This window comes from Marinobacter piscis (genome assembly GCF_007671655.1).
Classification (GTDB): Bacteria; Pseudomonadota; Gammaproteobacteria; order Pseudomonadales; family Oleiphilaceae; genus Marinobacter; species Marinobacter piscensis.
Window position 1 is genome coordinate 1,134,053 of record NZ_VCGX01000001.1, and the last position, 19,633, is coordinate 1,153,685.

Annotated in this window: 18 protein-coding genes; 12 read left to right on the plus strand and 6 right to left on the minus strand. The window is 56.9% G+C overall.

The window, feature by feature from the left end; all coding sequences use genetic code 11:
• Nucleotides 1-50 precede the first annotated feature (50 nt).
• From lysA to FFI95_RS05215, 5 genes are read left to right on the plus strand one after another with little or no spacing between them, the layout of a single operon-like run.
• On the plus strand, nucleotides 51-1,301 hold the full coding sequence (lysA, locus tag FFI95_RS05195; RefSeq protein ID WP_144821306.1) for a diaminopimelate decarboxylase: 1,251 nt from the start codon (nucleotides 51-53) through the stop codon (nucleotides 1,299-1,301).
• Nucleotides 1,298-1,861, plus strand: a complete 564-nt coding sequence (locus FFI95_RS05200) for a diaminopimelate epimerase (protein WP_144821307.1) — start codon at nucleotides 1,298-1,300, stop codon at nucleotides 1,859-1,861. Before lysA ends, FFI95_RS05200 begins: the two co-directional genes overlap by 4 nt.
• 16 nt (nucleotides 1,862-1,877) lie before the next feature.
• Nucleotides 1,878-2,624, plus strand: a complete 747-nt coding sequence (locus tag FFI95_RS05205; protein WP_144821308.1) for a DUF484 family protein — start codon at nucleotides 1,878-1,880, stop codon at nucleotides 2,622-2,624.
• 40 nt (nucleotides 2,625-2,664) lie between these two features.
• Nucleotides 2,665-3,579 (plus strand): tyrosine recombinase XerC, encoded by a 915-nt coding sequence (gene xerC / locus FFI95_RS05210; RefSeq protein WP_281288514.1) that lies wholly within the window; start codon nucleotides 2,665-2,667, stop codon nucleotides 3,577-3,579.
• Entirely contained in the window at nucleotides 3,576-6,356 is a 2,781-nt protein-coding gene (locus tag FFI95_RS05215; RefSeq protein ID WP_144821309.1) for an ATP-binding protein, read from the plus strand. Before xerC ends, FFI95_RS05215 begins: the two co-directional genes overlap by 4 nt.
• A 6-nt stretch (nucleotides 6,357-6,362) precedes the next feature.
• On the opposite strand, the gene FFI95_RS05220 is transcribed toward FFI95_RS05215, so the two are convergent.
• Nucleotides 6,363-6,725, minus strand: coding sequence for a hypothetical protein (locus FFI95_RS05220; protein WP_144821310.1), 363 nt, complete (start codon nucleotides 6,723-6,725; stop codon nucleotides 6,363-6,365).
• A gap of 171 nt (nucleotides 6,726-6,896) precedes the next feature.
• Between FFI95_RS05220 and FFI95_RS05225 the strand changes: the two genes are divergently transcribed.
• Both FFI95_RS05225 and FFI95_RS05230 read left to right on the plus strand, forming a co-directional pair.
• On the plus strand, nucleotides 6,897-7,463 hold the full coding sequence (locus FFI95_RS05225) for a hypothetical protein (RefSeq protein ID WP_144821311.1): 567 nt from the start codon (nucleotides 6,897-6,899) through the stop codon (nucleotides 7,461-7,463).
• 28 nt (nucleotides 7,464-7,491) lie between these two features.
• Entirely contained in the window at nucleotides 7,492-9,708 is a 2,217-nt protein-coding gene (locus FFI95_RS05230; protein ID WP_246069399.1) for a patatin-like phospholipase family protein, read from the plus strand.
• Here FFI95_RS05230 and FFI95_RS05235 read toward each other — a convergent pair.
• Together FFI95_RS05235 and cls are read right to left on the minus strand one after the other, a co-directional pair.
• Nucleotides 9,705-10,385 (minus strand): GntR family transcriptional regulator, encoded by a 681-nt coding sequence (locus FFI95_RS05235; RefSeq protein ID WP_144821313.1) that lies wholly within the window; start codon nucleotides 10,383-10,385, stop codon nucleotides 9,705-9,707. The two genes, FFI95_RS05230 and FFI95_RS05235, sit on opposite strands and share 4 nt — an antisense overlap.
• Before the next feature lie 80 nt (nucleotides 10,386-10,465).
• On the minus strand, nucleotides 10,466-11,902 hold the full coding sequence (gene cls, locus FFI95_RS05240; protein WP_144821314.1) for a cardiolipin synthase: 1,437 nt from the start codon (nucleotides 11,900-11,902) through the stop codon (nucleotides 10,466-10,468).
• A gap of 149 nt (nucleotides 11,903-12,051) precedes the next feature.
• Between cls and FFI95_RS05245 the strand changes: the two genes are divergently transcribed.
• The 3 genes from FFI95_RS05245 (at nucleotide 12,052) to FFI95_RS05255 (ending at nucleotide 14,479) form a co-directional block, all read left to right on the plus strand.
• Nucleotides 12,052-12,855 carry an alpha/beta fold hydrolase gene (locus FFI95_RS05245; protein WP_144821315.1) on the plus strand — a complete coding sequence of 268 codons (804 nt, stop codon included), beginning with the start codon at nucleotides 12,052-12,054 and terminating at the stop codon, nucleotides 12,853-12,855.
• Nucleotides 12,856-12,922: 67 nt separating this feature from the next.
• On the plus strand, nucleotides 12,923-13,387 hold the full coding sequence (locus FFI95_RS05250) for an acyl-CoA thioesterase (protein WP_144821316.1): 465 nt from the start codon (nucleotides 12,923-12,925) through the stop codon (nucleotides 13,385-13,387).
• A gap of 99 nt (nucleotides 13,388-13,486) precedes the next feature.
• Nucleotides 13,487-14,479, plus strand: a complete 993-nt coding sequence (locus FFI95_RS05255; protein WP_144821317.1) for an NADP-dependent oxidoreductase — start codon at nucleotides 13,487-13,489, stop codon at nucleotides 14,477-14,479.
• Nucleotides 14,480-14,496: 17 nt separating this feature from the next.
• Here FFI95_RS05255 and FFI95_RS05260 read toward each other — a convergent pair whose 3' ends face one another.
• Genes FFI95_RS05260 through glnK form a run of 3 tightly spaced genes read right to left on the minus strand, consistent with a single transcriptional unit; the run spans nucleotide 14,497 to nucleotide 17,526 of the window.
• Nucleotides 14,497-16,362, minus strand: a complete 1,866-nt coding sequence (locus tag FFI95_RS05260) for a cation:proton antiporter (protein WP_144821318.1) — start codon at nucleotides 16,360-16,362, stop codon at nucleotides 14,497-14,499.
• A gap of 21 nt (nucleotides 16,363-16,383) precedes the next feature.
• A complete protein-coding gene (tcdA, locus tag FFI95_RS05265; protein ID WP_144821319.1) occupies nucleotides 16,384-17,175 on the minus strand; it encodes a tRNA cyclic N6-threonylcarbamoyladenosine(37) synthase TcdA in 792 nt (263 codons plus the stop codon).
• A 12-nt stretch (nucleotides 17,176-17,187) separates the two neighbouring features.
• Nucleotides 17,188-17,526 carry a P-II family nitrogen regulator gene (glnK, locus tag FFI95_RS05270; protein WP_144821320.1) on the minus strand — a complete coding sequence of 113 codons (339 nt, stop codon included), beginning with the start codon at nucleotides 17,524-17,526 and terminating at the stop codon, nucleotides 17,188-17,190.
• 166 nt (nucleotides 17,527-17,692) lie between these two features.
• On the opposite strand from glnK, the gene FFI95_RS05275 reads away from it, so the two are divergent.
• Both FFI95_RS05275 and FFI95_RS05280 read left to right on the plus strand, forming a co-directional pair.
• Nucleotides 17,693-17,953: an accessory factor UbiK family protein gene (locus FFI95_RS05275; RefSeq protein WP_144821321.1), complete on the plus strand. Its 261-nt coding sequence runs from the start codon at nucleotides 17,693-17,695 to the stop codon at nucleotides 17,951-17,953.
• Between the two features lie 82 nt (nucleotides 17,954-18,035).
• On the plus strand, nucleotides 18,036-19,562 hold the full coding sequence (locus tag FFI95_RS05280) for a YifB family Mg chelatase-like AAA ATPase (RefSeq protein ID WP_144821322.1): 1,527 nt from the start codon (nucleotides 18,036-18,038) through the stop codon (nucleotides 19,560-19,562).
• Nucleotides 19,563-19,633: the final 71 nt, after the last annotated feature.

Below are 19,633 nucleotides of genomic sequence, written 5' to 3' on the forward strand. Positions count from 1 at the left end.
CGCCAGCAAGTCGGCGCATACCAGACACCGCGATACGAATCAGGATTCAAATGGATTATTTCAACTATAGAGGTGGCGAGCTTTTCGCTGAAGAAGTACCCACATCCACCATTGCAGAGCGTTTTGGAACGCCGGCGTATGTTTATTCCCGGGCAGCGCTGGAGCAGCACTACAGAGAATACAGCGAAGCACTGGCAGAGCGTGATCATCTTATCTGCTACGCCGTTAAAGCCAATAGCAATCTGGCGGTACTGGATGTGCTGGCTCGCATGGGAGCCGGTTTCGACATTGTCTCCGCGGGAGAGCTGGAACGGGTACTGCGCGCCGGTGGCGAGCCCGGAAAAGTGGTGTTTTCCGGAGTAGGGAAGCAGGAATGGGAAATGCGCCGGGCCCTGGAAGCCGGCGTTCGCTGCTTCAATGTCGAGTCTGAGACCGAGCTCGACAGGCTTGATACTGTAGCCGGTGAGCTGGGAGTGCAGGCACCGGTATCCTTACGGGTCAACCCGGATGTTGATGCCGGAACCCACCCTTACATTTCCACTGGCCTGAAAGAGAACAAGTTCGGGATTGATATTACCGAAGCGCTGGCTGTGTATGCCCGTGCCGCAACCCTGCCTAACCTGGTGGTAAAAGGTGTGGATTGCCACATAGGGTCACAGCTTACTTCGGTTTCGCCATTTCTGGATGCCCTCGACCGGGTCCTGGAGCTTGTGGATGCACTCTCCGAGAACGATATCCATATCGAGCATCTGGATATGGGGGGCGGTCTGGGAGTGACCTATGATGATGAAGAGCCGCCCCGGCCTGCAGACTACGTCAGGGCACTGGATGAGAGGATTGGCGACCGCAAACTGGAGCTGATTCTGGAACCGGGCCGCTCAATCGCCGCAAATGCCGGCATCATGCTTACCCGTGTAGAGCTTCTGAAGTGTACCGAGCATCGTAATTTCGCCATTGTTGATGCCGCCATGAACGATCTGATCCGGCCGGCTCTTTACAGTGCCTGGCAGGCCATTGTTCCTGTGCAGCCCCATGAGGGCGCAGAAGAGAAAGTCTGGGACCTGGTTGGCCCGGTTTGTGAAACCGGGGATTTTCTCGGAAAAGACCGGACGATGACGTTATGCCCCGGAGACTTGCTGGCTGTGCGCTCTGCGGGAGCCTATGGCTTTGTGATGAGCTCAAACTACAATACCCGTAACCGTCCGCCAGAGCTTATGGTCGATGGTGAACAGGTACATATTGTTCGCCGCCGTGAGACGATTGAAGATCAACTGGCGCCTGAAAACTGCCTGCCGGAATGAGTGCAGGGCAGGACGCAGCCCGGCATCGTCGGAATCAGGGGCCCTTGCTGAGGTTCACAAAAATGGTCGGGCAGGGCAGTGATTTTATGGTTGTTGACGCCATAACCCAGCCCTTCCGCCTGCGCCCGACCCTGATCCGTGAGCTGGCTGACAGGAACGCTGGCGTGGGTTTTGCGCAGCTGCTGATTGTAGAGCCTCCGGGCCTGCCCGATGTGGACTTTCGCTACAGGGCGTTCAACGCAGATGGCACAGAGGCCGAACAGTATGGCAATGGTGCCCTGTGTTTTGCCAGGTTTGTACGTGATCAGCGTCTGACGAACAAAAGCCTTCTGTGGGTTCAGACGGCCAGTGGCGTACTCAGAATTCGTATTCTGAAAGACGGAATAGAAGTCAGCATGGGCGAGACTGAACCCGTCACACACTCTGAGACAGGTGAGGCGGGCACTGTTACCATTCGAGGCCCTGCCACAAGTGTATTTGAAGGACAGCTAAGACTGCCCGGAGAGTCTGGTGGCAGCCGGCGCCGAAAGCCAGGCCGCCCAAACAAACAACGGATCTGACAGTCAGGAGAGCGCGATGACAGACCAAACGGCCCAAAAGAAGGCCGGAGAGCTCACCCGTGAAGAGGTGGCTGAGTACCTGAAAACCAACCCTGACTTTTTTGTTGATCAGGATGAGCTGCTGCGCAGCCTGACCCTGCCTCACGATAGCGGCCGGGCCATTTCGCTGGTGGAGCGCCAGGTACATCTGTTCCGTGAACAGCGGGACACACTGCGCCGGGAGCTGGTGGAGCTGGTGTCCATTGCCCGCCATAACGATCGCCTGTTTGAGAAAAGCAAGCGTCTGTTGATGCAGGTCATCGAGGCACGTAACCTGATGGACATGGCGGCCACCATTGATGACAGCATTCGCGGCGACTTCGGACTGGATGCCGCCTCGGTGATTCTTTTCACTGAGGCTGATGTGCCCGGTCGCTCACAGGGTGCCCTTCATGTCGTCCGCCCCGCAGAAGCTCAGGAGCGCCTGGGTAATCTTCTGGAGGGCAGCAGAGCCGTTTGCGGCCAGTTCCGTGAGAGTGAGCGGGAGTTCCTGTTCCCGGACCGGGATGTACCGATTGCGTCGGTTGCCCTGGTGCCTCTGCGCCATGACGAGCTCGTGGGAGTGTTTGCAATCGGCAGTTGCGAGCCAGGCTATTTTGACCAGAGTATGGGGTCGCTGTTTCTCAGCTACATCAGTGACACCCTCAGCCGGCTGTTACCTCCGATGGTTCACCGCCATACCACCGCTGCTCCGGTAGCCAGCCTTGCGACAGAATCCCGATAGAGCTGCCGCGAAGTCTGTGCCGGATCAGCTGCCCGACGCACTGAGCCGGCATCTGACTGCGTTTGTTCAGCATCTGGCCTCGGAAAAACGTTATTCACCCAGGACCTGCGATAATTATCAGCGGGACCTTTTCCGGCTTGCAGCCTGGCTGATCGCGGGAAACAACACTGACTGGGGGAGTGTCAGCCGTCACGATCTGCGCCGGTATATAGCCAGTCTCAGCCGTCAGGGGCTTGGCGGGCGCAGTATTGCTCGCCACATGTCCGCCATCCGGCGTTTTTACCAGTACCTCTTGCGGGAGCGCCTTGCGACGGACAACCCGGCTCTGGATATACGGGCCCCGAAAGCCAGCAGGCGTTTGCCCGCAGTGGCGGATGTAGACCAGCTCAATCACCTTCTGGAGGCCGAACCGGATGATCCGCTGGAAGTTCGCGACCGGTGCATGTTTGAGCTTATGTACTCTTCCGGCCTTCGCCTTGCCGAGCTCGCCAGCCTGGATGTTAACTCGATCGATGCCAAAGGCGGCGAGGTACGGGTGATCGGCAAGGGGGACAAAGCGCGGGTGCTCCCCGTCGGTCGCAAGGCATTGGCAACCCTCAGCCAGTGGTTACCTGTGCGCGCAGGACTTGCCCCTGAACCGGAACCGGCCCTGTTTGTAAGCCGGCGTGGTGACCGCATCAGCCACCGCAGTATTCAGGCGCGGTTGCGCCGCTGGGGCATTACCAGAGGCGCGGACCAAAAGCTTCATCCGCACATGCTGCGGCACTCCTTTGCCAGCCATATGCTTGAATCCAGTGGTGATCTACGCGCCGTTCAGGAGTTACTGGGGCATGCCGATATCGCCACCACCCAGGTTTATACGCATCTTGATTTCCAGCATCTGGCCCGGGTTTATGACCAAAGTCATCCCAGGGCCCGCCGCAGCAACCCGCTTGATGATGAGGATACCCGGTGAAGTTCGTCGTACTTTTTCTGTCATGCTGGCTATTACTGGTTCCTCACACGCAGGTTCTGGCCGACCCGCCCCAGGCATCGCCGGCCCCGGTGCTGGGTCTGCAGGATCTGCTCTGGGTAGGCGAACAGGACAGTTTCAGAATTGGTGTGCGCCCGGGCCAGATACCCCTGGTGTTTGCGACCGGAGAGGGCGAGCTGGCCGGTACCTATATTGATTATCTCGCGCGTATTTCAGACAAACTGGATGTGCCTATTGAGCCTGTTGTCAGTGCCGGGTCCACTGAAGGGCCCATGCGCGACGAACCACAAACCGACGCAATGCTCACCACCAGAACACCCGGAGCAGCGGCCCCGGAAGGAGAACGTTACACAACGCCGTTGATGACGCTTACCTACGGTCTGTTTATCAGTGCCGGTGATGCGTCGATCCGCTCCCTGGCAGATCTTGGTGGCCTGCGCATTGCGGTCGTGGAAGGCGATCCTAACCAGTACGCCATGCTTGAACCCGTTGACAGTTTTACGCCTGTGCCGGTCAAGAGTGTGAGCGAGGCCGTCAGCCACATTCTGTCCGGCAAGGCGGATGCTTTTCTGGGGCCGGTACCCGTAGTGTCTGACTATCTGCAGTCGGCCATGATTAATGGCATTGGCCTGTCGATGCTGCTTGACCAGACGCCTGTAGAGGTGGTGTTTCAGGTGGATGCGGATCAGCAATCGTTGTTTCGTGTTCTGGAGCAGTCAGTTAAGGCCATCAGTCATAATGAGCACCGGACAATCCGGCAATCCTGGCTGCAGGCCGATGTATCAGCTCTGGAGCAAAATGGCGTCGAGCTGTCTGGTTCCGATATGGAATGGCTTAAGCGTCACGGCACACTCCGGGTAGCATACCGCGGCGACTGGCCCCCATTTGAATTTGCTCAGGACGGCAGTGCAACCGGCCTGGTTCCGGACCTGGTCGCCCGTCTGGAGAGTCAGCTGGATACGGAGTTCAAGAGTGAGATTCTGCAAAACCGTATGGTTGCTGAACAGGCACTGGCGTCCGGAGAGGTGGATATACTGCCCGGCCTGTCGCGTACGCCCCGCACAGAAAACGCCTTCCTTTTCACCCGAGCTTACGTGAATGTGCCCATAGCTCTGGCGATCCGGGATGACGGCCGCTTTATCGGGGATCTTCGGGAGTTGCGCAATGAGCGTGTCGGGGTTGTTAACCGTCATGCGGCCCATGATTATCTGCTGATCAATCACCCGGATCTGAACCTCTACCCCATGACAACGGTGGAAGATGGATTGCTGGCACTGTCCAACGGGGACGTGGACGTGATGGTGACCCACATTCCGGCGGTCAGCTACACCGTCGCCAGGCTGGGGCTGTCGAATCTCAGAATTACCAGTATTACCCCCTACCAGTATGATCTCCGGCTTGCGGTGCGCAAAGACAGTCCGGAGCTGCACCGGATACTGAACAAGGCACTGGGTAACCTGAAGCCGGCAGAGACCGAAGCAATCTACAATCGCTGGATTCACCTGGATATTGAGCAGGAGACGGACTACACCGTTGTGCGCCGGGTTATCCTGATTGCCCTGGTTGTGGTGCTCATCTTTCTTTACTGGAACCGGAAACTGTCCCGGGAAGTTGACGAACGTATTCGCTCGGAGAATGCGTTACGCCGGAGTGAGGATGATCTGCGGGCCGCCAAGCTGGAGGCCGAACGGCTTGCTCGCCAGGCAGAGGCAGCCAATCTCACCAAGAGTGAGTTTCTGGCCAATATGTCGCACGAAATCCGGACACCCATGAACGCCGTCATTGGCTACAGTGACCTGCTCAGTAACACAGTCACCGACCCGCAACAGCGTAATTACCTGGACGCTATCCGGGCAGGTAGCCGTAGCCTGCTTATGCTGATTAACGACATCCTTGATCTGTCCCGGATTGAGGCCGGGAAAATGCGGCTGGACTATTCGCCGGTTTCAGTGCGCCGTCTGCTTGATGACGTGCGGCACATTTTTGATCTGCGCGCACGGGAACAGGGAATCACGCTGGAAGTCAGCGTCTGCCCGGAAATGCCTGTTGCCATGATTCTCGATGAAACCCGCTTCCGGCAGGTGCTGTTCAATCTTGTGGGCAATGCCATAAAATTCACCCACGAGGGTGGCGTGGCCGTAAGGGCAACCGTAAGCCCGGTTGATGAAAGCACCGGTGAAACACCGGAGTACCCGAGTTACCGGCTGATGGTTACCGTCAGTGACTCTGGCATCGGCATCTCTCCGGGTCAGCTTAAACGTATCTTCGAGGCATTTGAGCAGCAGGAAGGACAGAACACCCGACGCTATGGTGGTACCGGCCTCGGGCTTGCTATCAGTCGCAAGCTGGCCCGCATGATGGGCGGCGAACTGGAGGTAGAAAGCGAACCCGGGAAAGGGTCGGTGTTCACCCTCACTCTGCCGGAAGTGCTGGCCACTGGCGAACAGGCAGAAGATGAAGGCGAAACCAAAGAGTCCGAGCGTTTGCTGGCACAGACCCTGAGTATTCAGGAGCGTGGCTGGCTGAGAGAACAGCTAACACAGGATTTTGGGGATGAATGGGAGTCTGTGCGGGAAAGTGGCGACCCGAAAGAAATGCGGGACTTTGCCCTTCGTGTGCTGGAGTGGGGGCAGCATTACCGCTCGCGCTCGGTCACCCGTTACGGTGAGCAGCTGAAAGCAGATGTAGAAGCCTTCAATCTGGATGCGGTCAACGCTTCGCTTGAGGCGTTTCCGAGACTGCTGGGGCGGGAAGACTGAGCCGGATTACAGGCAGTCGAATTGTGAACGGCGGTCAAACGCAACGGCCACCATGTCGTAGCCGGACTCTGACAGGTCGTGAATCAGTTCACGGTTTTTTAACAGAGCCATACAGGCCTGGTGCACACTGGCCTGAAGCTGTTCTGTAGATTGCCTGCCACTGGCGAGGCGAAAGTCAACAATCAGGTATTTCCGGTCAACAGACGAAGTGACAGGTATGTCCTCACGTTCAATGCTTTCATAGCCTATATAGGTTGCATGCTCGCGGGGAAATACTTCGCTCATGGCCAGATCCAGGTTGCCCGCCTGCACAGTCGTTGCAAGCAGCAGAGTAACGGCGACAGTGCCGAGCAGAGTCTGGATAGTCATTATTGCGCTCCCGGACGCAGAGTTTGCCTGAATGTAACGGATCGTGATGTTTCGTTACAGCGGATTATTGCAAAAACACTCGCGTATTGCGCGTGACCAGACTGACTTTTTTCAATTGTTTGCAGTTTGCAGGTACCATTAAACGCAAACGAACAGTAAGAGAGTGGCCCTATGTTCCAGCTTATCTTCAGGGGAGAGTGTACTCCTGGCACTGACAGCGCAACTGCCCGTGATAACGCCCGTGCAATATTCAAGGCCAGTGCGGAACAAATAGAACGCATGTTCAGTGGCAATACAGTGGTTATCCGCAACAAGCTGGATGAAGCCCAGGCACAAAAATACCGGGCAGTGATGGAAAAGCATGGCATGGTGGCCCATGTTCAGCCCATGCCCGGCACCCGGCCACAGGTAACGCCCGCCCCGGCGGCGAGCACAGACAATAGCACACGCACACCTGAGCCCGGCAGCGCTGCACCGGAAACAGAGCCTGGCGATCGCCTGGCCGTCGCTGGTGATAAAGTGAATGATATTCTTGCCGGTTCCAGTCTCGGACTCGACCCGGTTGGTGTAACTCTGGTAGAACCCAGACAATCAGAGCCCCCCGTTTTTCAGCACCTGGAAGACTGGGAACTTGCGCCGGCTGGCAGCGACCTTGGAGTTGAGCGGGATAGGTTGCCGCACAGTGTGCCAGATGTTTCCCACCTGAAACTGGTCGATGACAAGCCAGATAATACGTGACGATTGAAGAAGCATGGAGTGTCATAACGTGAAACGATCAGTGGCACTGCGTGCTATCTGCCTGGTTTTCGCCTTCCTGATATCACTGCCGGTTACGGCAGCTGACAACAACGGGGCACGGCCTGTGGTTGGCCTGGTGCTCAGTGGCGGCGGGGCCAAGGGCATGGCCCATGTGGGCGTGCTGCGTGTACTCGAAGAAATGAAAATCCCGGTGGACATCGTGGTGGGGACCAGTGCCGGGTCGGCTGTGGGTGCCCTGTACGCATCGGGCATGCCGGTGGCAGAAATTGAACAGCGCTTTATTGACCTGGACTGGTTGTCGAGTTTTCGGGACGATCCGGGCAGGGCCTACAAGCCTGTGCGTCGCAAACAGGTGGAGTGGCGCTTCCCGATCACCCCCGGGCTGGGCGTCAGTCTGGAGGGTCTGCATGTTGGCGCCGGGATTATTGCCGGCCAGAACCTGGGGTTTATTCTCAACGAGCTTACCCGCAGTGTCGAACTGGTTGAGGACTTTGACCGGTTACCCATTCCTTTCCGGGCGGTGGCTACGGATCTTGAAACCGGGGATATGGTGGTGCTCGGGGAGGGCAATCTCGCCACTGCGGTACGCGCAAGCATGAGCATTCCCGGTGTGTATGCCCCGGTCAGTATTAATGACCAGTTGCTTGTGGATGGAGGTGTGGCCAACAACCTGCCGGTCAGTGTTGCCCGCAATCTGGGGGCCGATGTGGTCATTGCAGTCGATATCACAGAGCCCCTGAAAGAAGCAGACCAGCTGCGGGAGGCGTTCTCCGTATTCAGTCAGCTGACCACCATGATGACCCGGCGTAACACCGACCAGCAACTGGATTCACTGGGTGAACAGGATATTCTTGTCCGGCCGGACCTGGAAGGTTATAGCTCCGCCGATTTCTACAGCGCTCCGGTATTGTTTGAGCTGGGCGCCAGTGGTGCCCGGTCCCGCGCCCTGGAACTCTACCCACTGGCAGTATCGGACGCAGACTGGCAGGCCTACAGCTCACGACTGGCCTCCGCAGGCTTTGAAGCAGGGCCTGTTGTCAGCATTGAGATTGAGCATGACAGACGCCTGGGCGGCACCTTTTTGCGGGAGCGCATACGACAGAAAACCGGTGAGCCACTGGACGTTAAGGCGCTGGAGGCGGACCTCAATCGGATCTACGGGCTCGGGTATTATGAAACCGTATCCTATTCTCAGACACGCACTGAGGATGGAACTCAGTTGGTTATCAGTGCCCGGGAGAAAAGCTGGGGCCCGAATTACCTCTCCTTCGGACTCAATTACGAATACAACTTTGATGGTGAGACACGCTTCAACCTCACCTCGTCGCTGCGCGTAACGGAACTGAACCGGCTCGGGGCCGAGTGGCAGACCGGGGTACAGCTGGGTACCGAGCCACGCATTCGCTCCCAGTGGTATCAGCCGCTTGATTATGGGTATGAGTACTTCCTGATCGCGGGGGCGGAGTATTCCCGGGATACAGTCAGCGCCTATGGCCCTGGCGGCGAACGGACTGCGGAGCTGGATGTAACCTTTCGCAATGCTGACCTGGGGCTGGGCATGGAGCTGGGCGGGAATGGGGAAGTGCGTCTGACCTATACCCGGGGGGATGCCACCGTAGACAGTGAGGTAGGTACGTCTCCGCTTTATGAGGATACGGCAAACCAGGGAAACGTCAGCCTCCAACTTGTTCATGATTCTCTTGATGATGCGTTTTTTCCCCGCTCCGGTGCATTTGCCGGAATTCGCGGACAGGTAGAGCGTGAGGGGATGGGGTCTGACCGGCACTTTGATTCGGTAACGGCTATGACTCTGGGCACAGGCAGCTGGAAAGACTTTACCCTGACCGGCCTGCTGTACGCGCACTCAGTCACCCGTGGGGAGCCGGGGATTGAAAATACGATCCGACTGGGCGGGTTTCGGCGACTGTCAGCGTATGCCCCGGGTCAGATTACCGGTGACAGTGCCGCGATGGGTTCTGTTTATGCCAGCCAGACATACGGTGGGCCGATTACCCCCTGGTTTGCCGGTATGGGGCTGGAAGCGGGAAATGCCTGGGATTCTCTCAGTGACGCCCGTTGGGGCAGTACAGTAAAATCCTGGAGTGTTTTTGCCGGGCTGGATACGGCTCTGGGACCCGTGCAAATAGCCACGGCCTATAACAATGAGGATAACTGGACCGCTTACCTCAATATCGGATTCTCTTTCACCCAGCTCTTTTACTAACGGGCTTGCGCCAGTGAAGCTGTTGCTGCCGCTTCAAGTACCTGCTGGCATTGTTGCACTGCGTATGCATGCAAAATGGACGATAATCTGTCCTCATCCCGGTCCCGGATAGCGCTGATGGAGTTTTGCATATAAGCCAGGTTGTCCTCCAGAACGCGCTTGCCACCTTGCTTGAAAGCAACAAACGCGCAGCGCCGGGCTGAGGGCCATAAATCATCTATGGCCGCTACAATAAAGTAATTATCAGCGTAGGCGAGAGAAGCTTTGGTGTATTCAACACCCAGGTCGAGGAATGCCATCAGATTATTGTTCCGGAAATGGCTTTGCATCTTCCCGAACAGCTGCTCCAGGCGTTCCAGATCCTCTGGCTGCCACTGGCGGGCAAGTTTACGGCCCGTGTGGGAAAGGTACAGCTCGAGGGTTTCGTAAAGGCTGCGGACAAAAAAGTCATCCAGAGACGTCACAAAGGCGCCTTTACGCGGAATGTTTTGTACCAGATGGCGCTTTTCCAGAAGCAGCAGCCCTTCCCGTATGGAGCCAAGGCTCACGTCCATCTGTTTCGCCATGGCGGATTCGTAAATGCGCTCTCCGGAACCGAGCTCACCGAATACAATCTGGTTTTCGATATGGCGGGCGACCTGTTCAGTCAGTGTTCCTTTGGGCTTGAAAGCGGTCATATCGGGCTTACCGGGCTCAGTTAAATGGATGAGGCAGTATCGTTACATATCCGGCACTGGAGGGGCCAGAACGACTCAGGTTACAGCAATGGCGCCATAAGGCGAACCGCGCGACAGGTGAGCCGAAACAACAGCGAGCGCCCCTGAAAATCCTGTTCGGTCATCCGGTGGCACTGAGCAAGATCCTCGGTCAGCATTGCCTCCACGCTGGAAACAAAGCGTTCCGAGGTGTTGATGGCGGTAATTTCAAAGTTCAGGCGCATGGAGCGGTTATCCAGGTTGGCGGTCCCAACCGCAGCGTACAGGTTATCCACCAGAACAACCTTCTGATGCATAAAGCCGGGCTGATATCGATAAAGGCCAATGCCGGCCTGGCTTGCCTGTACCAGGTAGGAGTAGGCCGCCAGACGCACCAACTGATTGTCTGACTTTTCCGGAATCATAATGCGCACATCCACGCCGCGAAGAGCTGCCAGTTGCAGTGCATTCACAATCTGGAAGTCCGGAACAAAATACGGTGACGCAATCCAGATGCGTGAACGGGCGTTATTAATGCAGTTCAGGAAAAAAAGAGCACAGGTCTCCCACCGGTCGGCGGGGCCGGTGGGCAGAACCAGAACCTGTTCGTCTCCCGGGGCTTCCTCGCCCGGAGTCCAGTTCAGGTCCGGAAACTCTTTGCTGGCCCAGTTCCAGTCTTCCAGCCATGCCAGTTGCAGGCCAGCGACTGCAGGGCCTTCAATAAGGCAGTGGGTATCACGCCAGGGCTCCTGACCAATGGCGCTGCCCAGGTACTCGTCGCCCAGGTTAATACCGCCGACAAAACCAACCCTGCCATCACACACCAGTAGCTTACGGTGGTTACGGAAATTAATCTGGAATCGCCGGCGCCGGATATTGCCGTCACCAAACGAGGCGACTCTGGCACCCGCCGCCGCCAGTTCTCTGAGGTAGGAGCGGGACAGCCCGACGCTGCCGATTTCATCGTAGAGGAACCACACCTGAACCCCTTCGGCCAGCTTTTGTTCAAGAATAGCTTTGATGCGCTGACCTACCCGGTCAGAACGCACAATGTAGAATTCCAGCAGTATGTAAGAACAGGCGTTTTCCATGGCCTTGAACAGAGCATCAAACGTCGCCTCGCCATCCCTGAGCAGATGGCATCGGTTACCTTCGGTAAAAGGCTGTCGTCCGAGTTTGCTGTGTACCTGTAACTGCCCGGGCAACTGCGCTTGCTCCGCTTTTGTTAACGAGGTGGGCTGCTGTTCAAAATCATCAAGCAGCCGGGTGAGACGTTTATCGCCCAGGCGCCGGCGGGCTTTCATGTAGCCGCCAAAGCGCGAACGGCCAAAAACGAGAAACAGAGGTACGGCAACATAGGGAAGGCCGATCAGACTGATAATCCAGGCAATCGCGCCCTGGGTGGTCCGATAGGTCAGTAATATGCGATAAATACAGGCAATCGCGCCCAGGTACAGGACGCCGACGGCGAAAGCGAGTAATAATGAGGTATCAGGCATTATCTAAAGTGTTCCCGGTCAAGGCGTCCTGCGGGCTACTGAATCAGTGCCGTTATGCAGGATGCAGAATACGCGCTTGCTCGCCAGACTGGCAATGTTAATGTAACAGCATCTGGATCATTGTGAACCCTTACGGAGACTGTCTTTCGATGAGCACTATACTGAATCATAAAATAACTGGCGAAGGTGCCCCCCTGATTCTTCTGCACGGGGTGTTCGGATCACTGGAAAACCTGGGTGGGATTGCCCGGCAACTTCAGGACGAATGGCAGATTCACGCGCTGGATCAGCGCAACCACGGCAGCTCATTCCATTCAGACACCATGGATTACCCCTCCATGGCGGCGGATGTGCTGGCGTATATGGATGAACAGGGTCTTGATAAAGCCAGTCTGCTGGGACACTCCATGGGGGGCAAGGTCGCCATGCAGGTTGCCTTGAAGGCACCGGAGCGGGTTGCGAACCTGATTGTTGCAGACATATCGCCTGTCTCTTATAAGCCACGTCACGACGCTATTCTGGAAGGCCTGAAACAGGTGGACCTCACACACGTCCGGTCCCGTCGGGACGCTGATGAGCAGTTAGCGGAATTTGTGGAAATGTCCGGTGTGCGGCAGTTTCTGTTGATGAACCTCGAGCGGATACCAAAAGAAGAGCAGTCCGCGAGTGGCCCCGTGTACCGGTGGCGGCTGAACCTGCAGGCTATTGATGATTGTTACGCAAACCTGGCTAAAGCGCCGGAAGCTAATGGTGCGTACAACGGCCCAGCTCTGTTCCTTAAAGGCGAGGACTCGGCCTATATCCAGGAAAAACACCGTGATGAAATCAGCCGGCTGTTCCCCAATGCCGAACTGCGCGTCATCGAAGGCACCGGCCACTGGCTGCATGCTGAAAAAACAGACACATTCGTGGCCTTGTGCCGTGAGTTCCTGGATGCTGGCGATAGCCGCTGAACAATTGTAGTCACCAAGCATATCAGGCAGGTACCCGGAGGCATGCTCCGGGGTTTGGAGAGCAGTAATGACAGAATCAAAGCCAATACAGTGGGATCTTCCCGACCCGTTCACCCTTGAAATTGTGGTTGCTGAAGACGACGCCGATGAACTCGGCCATGCCAACAACGTGGTCTATGTGCGCTGGCTGGAAGATATAAGCTGGGCCCATGTGAATCGCCTGGGCATGACGTGGGACCTCAATGAGGCCACAGGGAAAGCTATGGCGATCACGCGCACAGAAATTGATTATCTTGTAGCCGCTAACCCGGGTGACCGGTTGATTATGGGGACATGGCTGACCGGCTTTGATGGCCGCTTCCGCTCTGCACGGCAGTTTCAGCTGGTGCGTCCGGAGGATGGTAAAACGCTGGTCCGGGCGGTATCGACCCACGCTTGTGTCGACCTGAAAACCCAGCGCCCGTCACGGGTGCCAAAAGAGTTTGCAGAGATAATGCAAGCCGCTTGTGTCAGCGGGGGTAAAGGTCTGTAGGGACACCAGTCACTATTGCCGGCCTCTTCTGGTAACCTGAAACCGGTAGGAAAACATAACGCGAAACAGTCGCTGACGGCCCCATTCCCGGAGATACCCATGGCTACATCCAGCAACCAGAACACAGAGGCATCCATGAAGAAGGTGGTTTATCACCAGTTTGGTGAACGTGATGTGCTGCAGGTGACAAGCGCAGAGATACCCGAGCCACAGCAGGGAGAGGTGCTGATCCGCGTACATGGTGCCGGGTTGAACCCCATTGACTGGAAAACCCGAAGTGGTCTGGGGTTTGTGGCGCAGCAGATAGAAGAGGCGCTGCCCTGGACGCCGGGGTACGACGTGGCAGGTGAAGTGGTTGCAACGGGGCAGGGTGTTAACACCCTGGCTCCCGGAGATCGTGTGATGGGGCTCATCGGGTTTCCGCTGAACGGTGGCGGCTATTCCGAGTATGCCATAGCCACGGCGGATGAGCTGGCGGTTGTACCGGAAGAACTGGATCTGGTGACAGCCGGAGCTTTGCCGCTGGCCGCGCTCACGGCCTGGCAGGCACTGTTTGAAGTGGCCAGTCTGGAAGAAGGCCAGAAAATCCTTGTGCACGCAGGCGCCGGAGGCGTAGGACACTTTGCTGTGCAGTTTGCCCTGGCCCGGGGGGCCCATGTTATTGCCACGGCCTCTGCCGGTAACCGTGACTTTCTGTCGGAGCTGGGCGTGCACGAAGTCATTGATTACACCACCACGGACTTTGCTGATGAATGTTTCGGCCTGGATGTTGTCCTGGACCTGGTGGGTGGTGAAACCGGCAAACGCTCCCTGCGCACTCTGGGCGAGGGCGGCATGCTGGTAACCATCCCTACGGTAACAGCCGATGAGGTAGTCAGTGCTGCCGAAGAGCAGGGCTTGCGAGCCCACGGCATAACCGTTCGCCCGGATATTTTTCACCTTGACGAGATTGCCGAACTGGTTGAAGACGGTGAGGTAAGAGTTCAGGTTGAACAGGTGTTTACGCTGGACCAGGCAAAACAGGCCCACGAGCGCCTGGAAACCGGTCATGTACAGGGCAAGCTGGTTCTGGACTGCCGTGGGGAAGCCTGAAAAGGCCTCCCCCGGGTTCAGTTTTTCGGCATCTGACTTTGCGCTGACGGCCGAGCTGCCCCGTTACTGTCTTTATTTTTCCGTTCTTTACGATCCTGTGGCGGAACCAGACTGATCAGTATCCAGTCGTTCTCCGGCTTCAGGTTTTCCATACTGCGCACCGGTTTGATGCGCCCCTTACTGTCAAAGACAAACAACACCAGGGCTTGCCCCTGGTACTTCGCCAGAAAGTTGCTGTAACTGAACTCCTCGCTGAGTTGCGTGGTTTTAATGGCGTATCCCTGGCTGGCGAGGCTGGCCAGTTTGGCGTAGCTCACACCATTGAACAGGCCCCGGGTCATCTGTATTTTTTCTGCCGTCTGGTGCCTGGCTTTCTGATCCTCGTCGCCTTCTGAAAGGCTGTAAACACTGGTATCACCAAACCAGTCAAGAAAGTGGTAGGTTGCCAGTGAGTTCATGTGCTTGTAAGGCGATATGATCAGCAAATTGCCAATACCCGTCAGGTCGAGGTGGTTGGATGCATGCTCAGAGATGGGGTTGCCGAAGTATACTTTCAGATTATCCATTCTGGCCTGGCGCACGTTTTCCCAGTTGGTATCTGCCAGGGCCACAGGCACGTCGTGCTTTTTGAGAGCCTGGCCGATCATGCGGGCAACCGGGTTGGCCCCGAGTACCAGAAAGCCGTACTCTGCCGGTTCTGTCACATTCAGCAGCCGGGCCACTGGCCGCGCGGTAAGGCTTTGCAGGGTTACCGTGGCAATAATCAATACAAATACCATGGGAACCAGAGCGGTGGCACTATCATAACCAAGCGCCTGAAGCTGGAACGCGAACAGGGCTGAAACCGCTGCCGCAACAATGCCCCGGGGCGCAATCCAGCTGAGGAACAGCTTTTCTCTCAAGTTCAGATCCGTGCCAATGGCCGACAGAAACACACTCAGTGGCCGGGCCACCAGCATCAGCACCGCCAGAACTACAGCAAGCCCCCATCCAAGATCAGCAATGGCCGCAAACTCCACTCGTGCGGCGAGAATAATAAACAGCGCTGAAATCAGGAGCACACTGAGGGATTCCTTGAACTCAATAATGCTATCAACAGGAACCTGTTTCATATTGGCCATCCAGATGCCCATCACGGTGACCGTAAGCAGGCCGGATTCATGGGCCAGCTCATTGGAGAAGGCATAGACGCCGAGCATGAAGGTGAGTGTGGCGGCATTATGCAGGTATTGGGGCATCAGGTGTTTGCGCAGCACCAGACCATTCAGGTAACCGGCCAGGGCGCCAACGACACAGCCGATAACCAGAGTTTTCCCGAAAATATACAAGGCGTGGCCGAACACATTACCCTGGCCCCAGGAAATAATCCCCTCGAACACCAGAACCGCAAGCAAGGCGCCCACCGGGTCAATAATAATGCCCTCCCAGCGCAGTATATTGGCCAGCTTGGCGCTTGGTCGCACAGAGCGCAGCAGTGGCGCAATAACGGTAGGGCCGGTCACAATGGAAATCGCGCCGAAAAGCAGAGCTACGGCCCAGGAAATGTCCAGGACCCAGCGCGCCGCCAACGTGCCGATAATACCCGTAACTATAGACCCCATGGGGATAAGGTTACGGGCCATTTTGCTATGACCGCGAATGTCATCAAAGCGTAACGTCAGGCTGCCTTCAAAAAGAATAATGGCAACAGCCAGAGAAACCAGCGGAAACAGCAGGTCGTCAAAAACATCATCCGGGTTGAGAAAACCCAGAACTGGCCCGACCAGAATACCGCCTGCAAGCAGAAAGAGAATGGCCGGCACCCGCAAGCGCCAGGCGAGCCACTGAAAAGACAGCGAAAGAACGCCAATGCTGGCGAGAATCAGTACGGTACTGGCTGGCATATAAGTCGGACGCTCGTCGGTTTATAGGTGTGCACGTTTTGCAATGCGGTTTAGCAGCCGAGAGGCTGCGAACAGGCCGAAGCTGGCGGTAACCGGGCAGGCTGCACCGAAGCCAGTGGCACAGTCAAGCCGTGCGGGACCTCCGGTTGCCGGCTTCTGCAGGCTGATTTCGCCATCGCCTGCCGGGTAGGTGAGCTGCTCTGTTGAGTATACAGTCTCAATGCCGAAGCGACGCCTGGGGTTACGGGAAAAACCGTATTCCCGGCGCAGAAGGTTACGAACCTTTGCCAACAGCGGATCCTGGGAAGTTTTGCTGAGATCCGTCACCTGGATTTGTGTCGGGTCTGTCTGGCCTCCGGCCCCTCCGGCACAGATAACCGGAATCTTCCGGCGTTTACAGTGGGCGATCAGGGCAGCCTTGGGTTTAATGCTGTCAATGGCATCAACCACGCCGGTCATATCCGGAGTAATCAGGCCTGTAAGATTATTCAGGGTGAGAAAACTGAAATGAACCCGGATGTCCGCGTACGGGTTGATGGCTTTCAGCCGCTCTGCCATGGCATCGGTTTTAGTGCGACCATACTGGCCCTCAAGCGCGTGCAGCTGACGGTTTGTGTTCGACACGCAGATATCGTCCATATCAATCAGTGTGATTCTGCAGACGCCACTGCGTGCCAGCGCCTCGGCGGCCCATGAGCCGACGCCGCCCAGGCCGATAACCGCGACGTGGGCGTCGCGGAACGCATGCAGCGCTCGGCGTCCGTACAGTCTTTCAATGCCGCCGAAACGGAAGGCATAATCATCGCCGGTCATATCCGCTCCGCGTCAGATCGCTTCTTCACCGGTTTCACCTGTACGTATGCGGATGGTCTGTTGCAGTTCCGTCACAAAGATCTTGCCGTCGCCGATCTTGCCGGTATTAGCAGCCTTGGTGATGGACTCGATAACCTGCTCCAACAGGTTGTCTCCAATGGCCACTTCCACTTTCACTTTTGGCAGAAAATCGACCACGTATTCTGCGCCGCGGTAGAGTTCTGTGTGGCCCTTCTGGCGGCCGAAGCCTTTGACTTCTGTAACGGTAATGCCTTGTACGCCAATGTCAGAAAGAGCCTCTCGGACATCATCGAGTTTGAAAGGCTTAATGATTGCAGTCACAAGCTTCATTGCTTTCTCCTTGGTAAGACTGTTCCGCTGTGCAGGCCTGGCAGCCGGCGTCTGAGTTCAGGGCACTAGTATGGCAGGGCTTGCGGTGTGTTACACTCCCGTAAACCGGCCATGGCACCATTCTTTTGGTCAAAACCGGACACTATTTTAAACAGTGAGGTGATGAGTGAAAGGCCCACAGGATATTTTCGCACAATTACAGGGGCAGTTTGGGCAATTTGTACCCGATATGGCCCGGGCTGCCCGGGATGACTTTGAAACCCAGGCCCGAGCTACAGTCATGTCAGTGCTGTCTCGCCTGGAACTGGTTACCCGTGAAGAGTTTGATGCCCAGCAAGCGGTGCTGATGAAAACCCGTGAAAAGGTGGAGGCACTGGAAAAAAGAGTGGCCGAACTGGAGCAGTCCCGGAACACAGAGCAGGGCTGACCCCTTTCCCGGCAGGACGCCGGGTTTGGTCTGGCCGGTTTTCCGGCCCCTCACTGATATTCAGATACCATGGAAGGTTATTATGCTTGCCGTTGTCCATTCCCGCGCCAGTATTGGCGTTTCTGCCCCTGAGGTGACTGTAGAGGTACACCTTTCCGGGGGGCTGCCGGCATTATCGATTGTGGGCCTGCCTGAAACCGGTGTACGCGAAAGCCGGGAGCGGGTCAGAAGCGCGCTGTTGAATGCCGGCTTTGAGTTTCCTGCCCGCCGCATCACCATCAATCTGGCCCCGGCCGATCTGCCCAAAGAGGGCGGCCGTTTTGATTTGCCGATTGCCCTGGGCATTCTTGCCGCATCCGGGCAGATTCCCGCGGATGATCTGGCGTCTTATGAGTTTCTCGGAGAGCTGTCACTTGATGGCGCACTTCGCCCCCTGAAGGGCGTTTTGCCGGCCGTGCTGGCGGCACGTAAACAGGGCCGACGCTTGCTTATCCCCCTTGGTAATGCGGAAGAAGCTGCGCTGGCAAGCGATGACGATGTGCTGGCCACCGGACATATACAGGCTGTGTGCGAGCATTTGTGTGGCCGTGCGCGGCTGGTGCCTGTGGCGCGTACGCTCGCGGATGCAACAGCTGATACAGGGCAGCCGGACCTGGCGGACGTGCGTGGGCAGAGTGTGCCCCGGCGGGCGCTGGAAGTCGCTGCCGCAGGGGCCCATAACTTGTTATTTTTTGGACCTCCGGGTACCGGTAAAAGCATGTTGGCCAGCCGGCTTCCCGGAATCCTTCCGGGCCTGAGTGATGATCACGCCATGGAGGTTGCCAGTGTGCATTCGGTGGCCGGGTTGCCGGTAGGAGAAGGCGGCTGGCGCCAGCCACCCTTCCGGTCGCCACATCACACGGCCTCGGCTGTGGCGCTGGTGGGTGGGGGTAGCAGCCCCCGGCCCGGAGAAATCTCCCTGGCTCACCGGGGGGTGCTGTTTCTGGATGAATTACCCGAATTTGAGCGCCGGGTTCTGGAAGTATTGCGTGAACCTATGGAAACGGGTGAGATTTCCATCAGCCGTGCGGCCCGGCAAGTGGTTTTTCCGGCAAGGTTTCAGGTTATCGGTGCCATGAACCCCTGCCCGTGTGGTTACAGTGGACACCCAAGTATTGAGTGCCAGTGTACACCCCAGCAGGTGATGCGCTACCGCTCGAAAATATCCGGCCCGCTTCTGGACCGGTTCGATTTGCATGTGGAAGTGCCGGTTCAAAGCGGTGATATACTGATGCAGTCTGGCGGTGACGGTGAATCCAGTGCTGTGGTGCGTGAGCGGGTGGTGCAGGCCAGGGCCCGACAGGTTGAGCGCGGAGTGGTGAACGCTACCTTGTCAGGCCGGCAATTGCAGGCGGCTTGCAGTCTTGAGCCCTCAGGTGAAAAACTGCTTTCCGGAGCCATGGAAAAACTGGGGCTTTCCGCGCGGGCACTGCATCGGATACTGCGGGTTGCGCGCACACTGGCAGATCTTGAAGGTGCCTCTGCCGTTGCCCAGCCACATCTGGTAGAAGCCCTGGGTTACCGTCAGTTCGACCGGCAGGCAGGTAAGAGTTCTGTGGTATCTGCCTGATTCCTTGTACTCTGGTAAACTGAAGCCAAATCCCGTTAATCAGACCCGCAGCTTGCGGCTAAGGATGACAG

Coding starts and splice junctions, on each gene's coding strand:
- lysA (WP_144821306.1), top strand. CDS start 51: ATGGATTATTTCAACTATAGAGGTGGCGAGCTTTTCGCTGAAGAAGTA.
- FFI95_RS05200 (WP_144821307.1), top strand. CDS start 1,298: ATGAGTGCAGGGCAGGACGCAGCCCGGCATCGTCGGAATCAGGGGCCC.
- FFI95_RS05205 (WP_144821308.1), top strand. CDS start 1,878: ATGACAGACCAAACGGCCCAAAAGAAGGCCGGAGAGCTCACCCGTGAA.
- FFI95_RS05220 (WP_144821310.1), bottom strand. CDS start 6,725: ATGACTATCCAGACTCTGCTCGGCACTGTCGCCGTTACTCTGCTGCTT.
- FFI95_RS05225 (WP_144821311.1), top strand. CDS start 6,897: ATGTTCCAGCTTATCTTCAGGGGAGAGTGTACTCCTGGCACTGACAGC.
- FFI95_RS05235 (WP_144821313.1), bottom strand. CDS start 10,385: ATGACCGCTTTCAAGCCCAAAGGAACACTGACTGAACAGGTCGCCCGC.
- cls (WP_144821314.1), bottom strand. CDS start 11,902: ATGCCTGATACCTCATTATTACTCGCTTTCGCCGTCGGCGTCCTGTAC.
- FFI95_RS05245 (WP_144821315.1), top strand. CDS start 12,052: ATGAGCACTATACTGAATCATAAAATAACTGGCGAAGGTGCCCCCCTG.
- FFI95_RS05250 (WP_144821316.1), top strand. CDS start 12,923: ATGACAGAATCAAAGCCAATACAGTGGGATCTTCCCGACCCGTTCACC.
- FFI95_RS05255 (WP_144821317.1), top strand. CDS start 13,487: ATGGCTACATCCAGCAACCAGAACACAGAGGCATCCATGAAGAAGGTG.
- FFI95_RS05260 (WP_144821318.1), bottom strand. CDS start 16,362: ATGCCAGCCAGTACCGTACTGATTCTCGCCAGCATTGGCGTTCTTTCG.
- tcdA (WP_144821319.1), bottom strand. CDS start 17,175: ATGACCGGCGATGATTATGCCTTCCGTTTCGGCGGCATTGAAAGACTG.
- glnK (WP_144821320.1), bottom strand. CDS start 17,526: ATGAAGCTTGTGACTGCAATCATTAAGCCTTTCAAACTCGATGATGTC.
- FFI95_RS05280 (WP_144821322.1), top strand. CDS start 18,036: ATGCTTGCCGTTGTCCATTCCCGCGCCAGTATTGGCGTTTCTGCCCCT.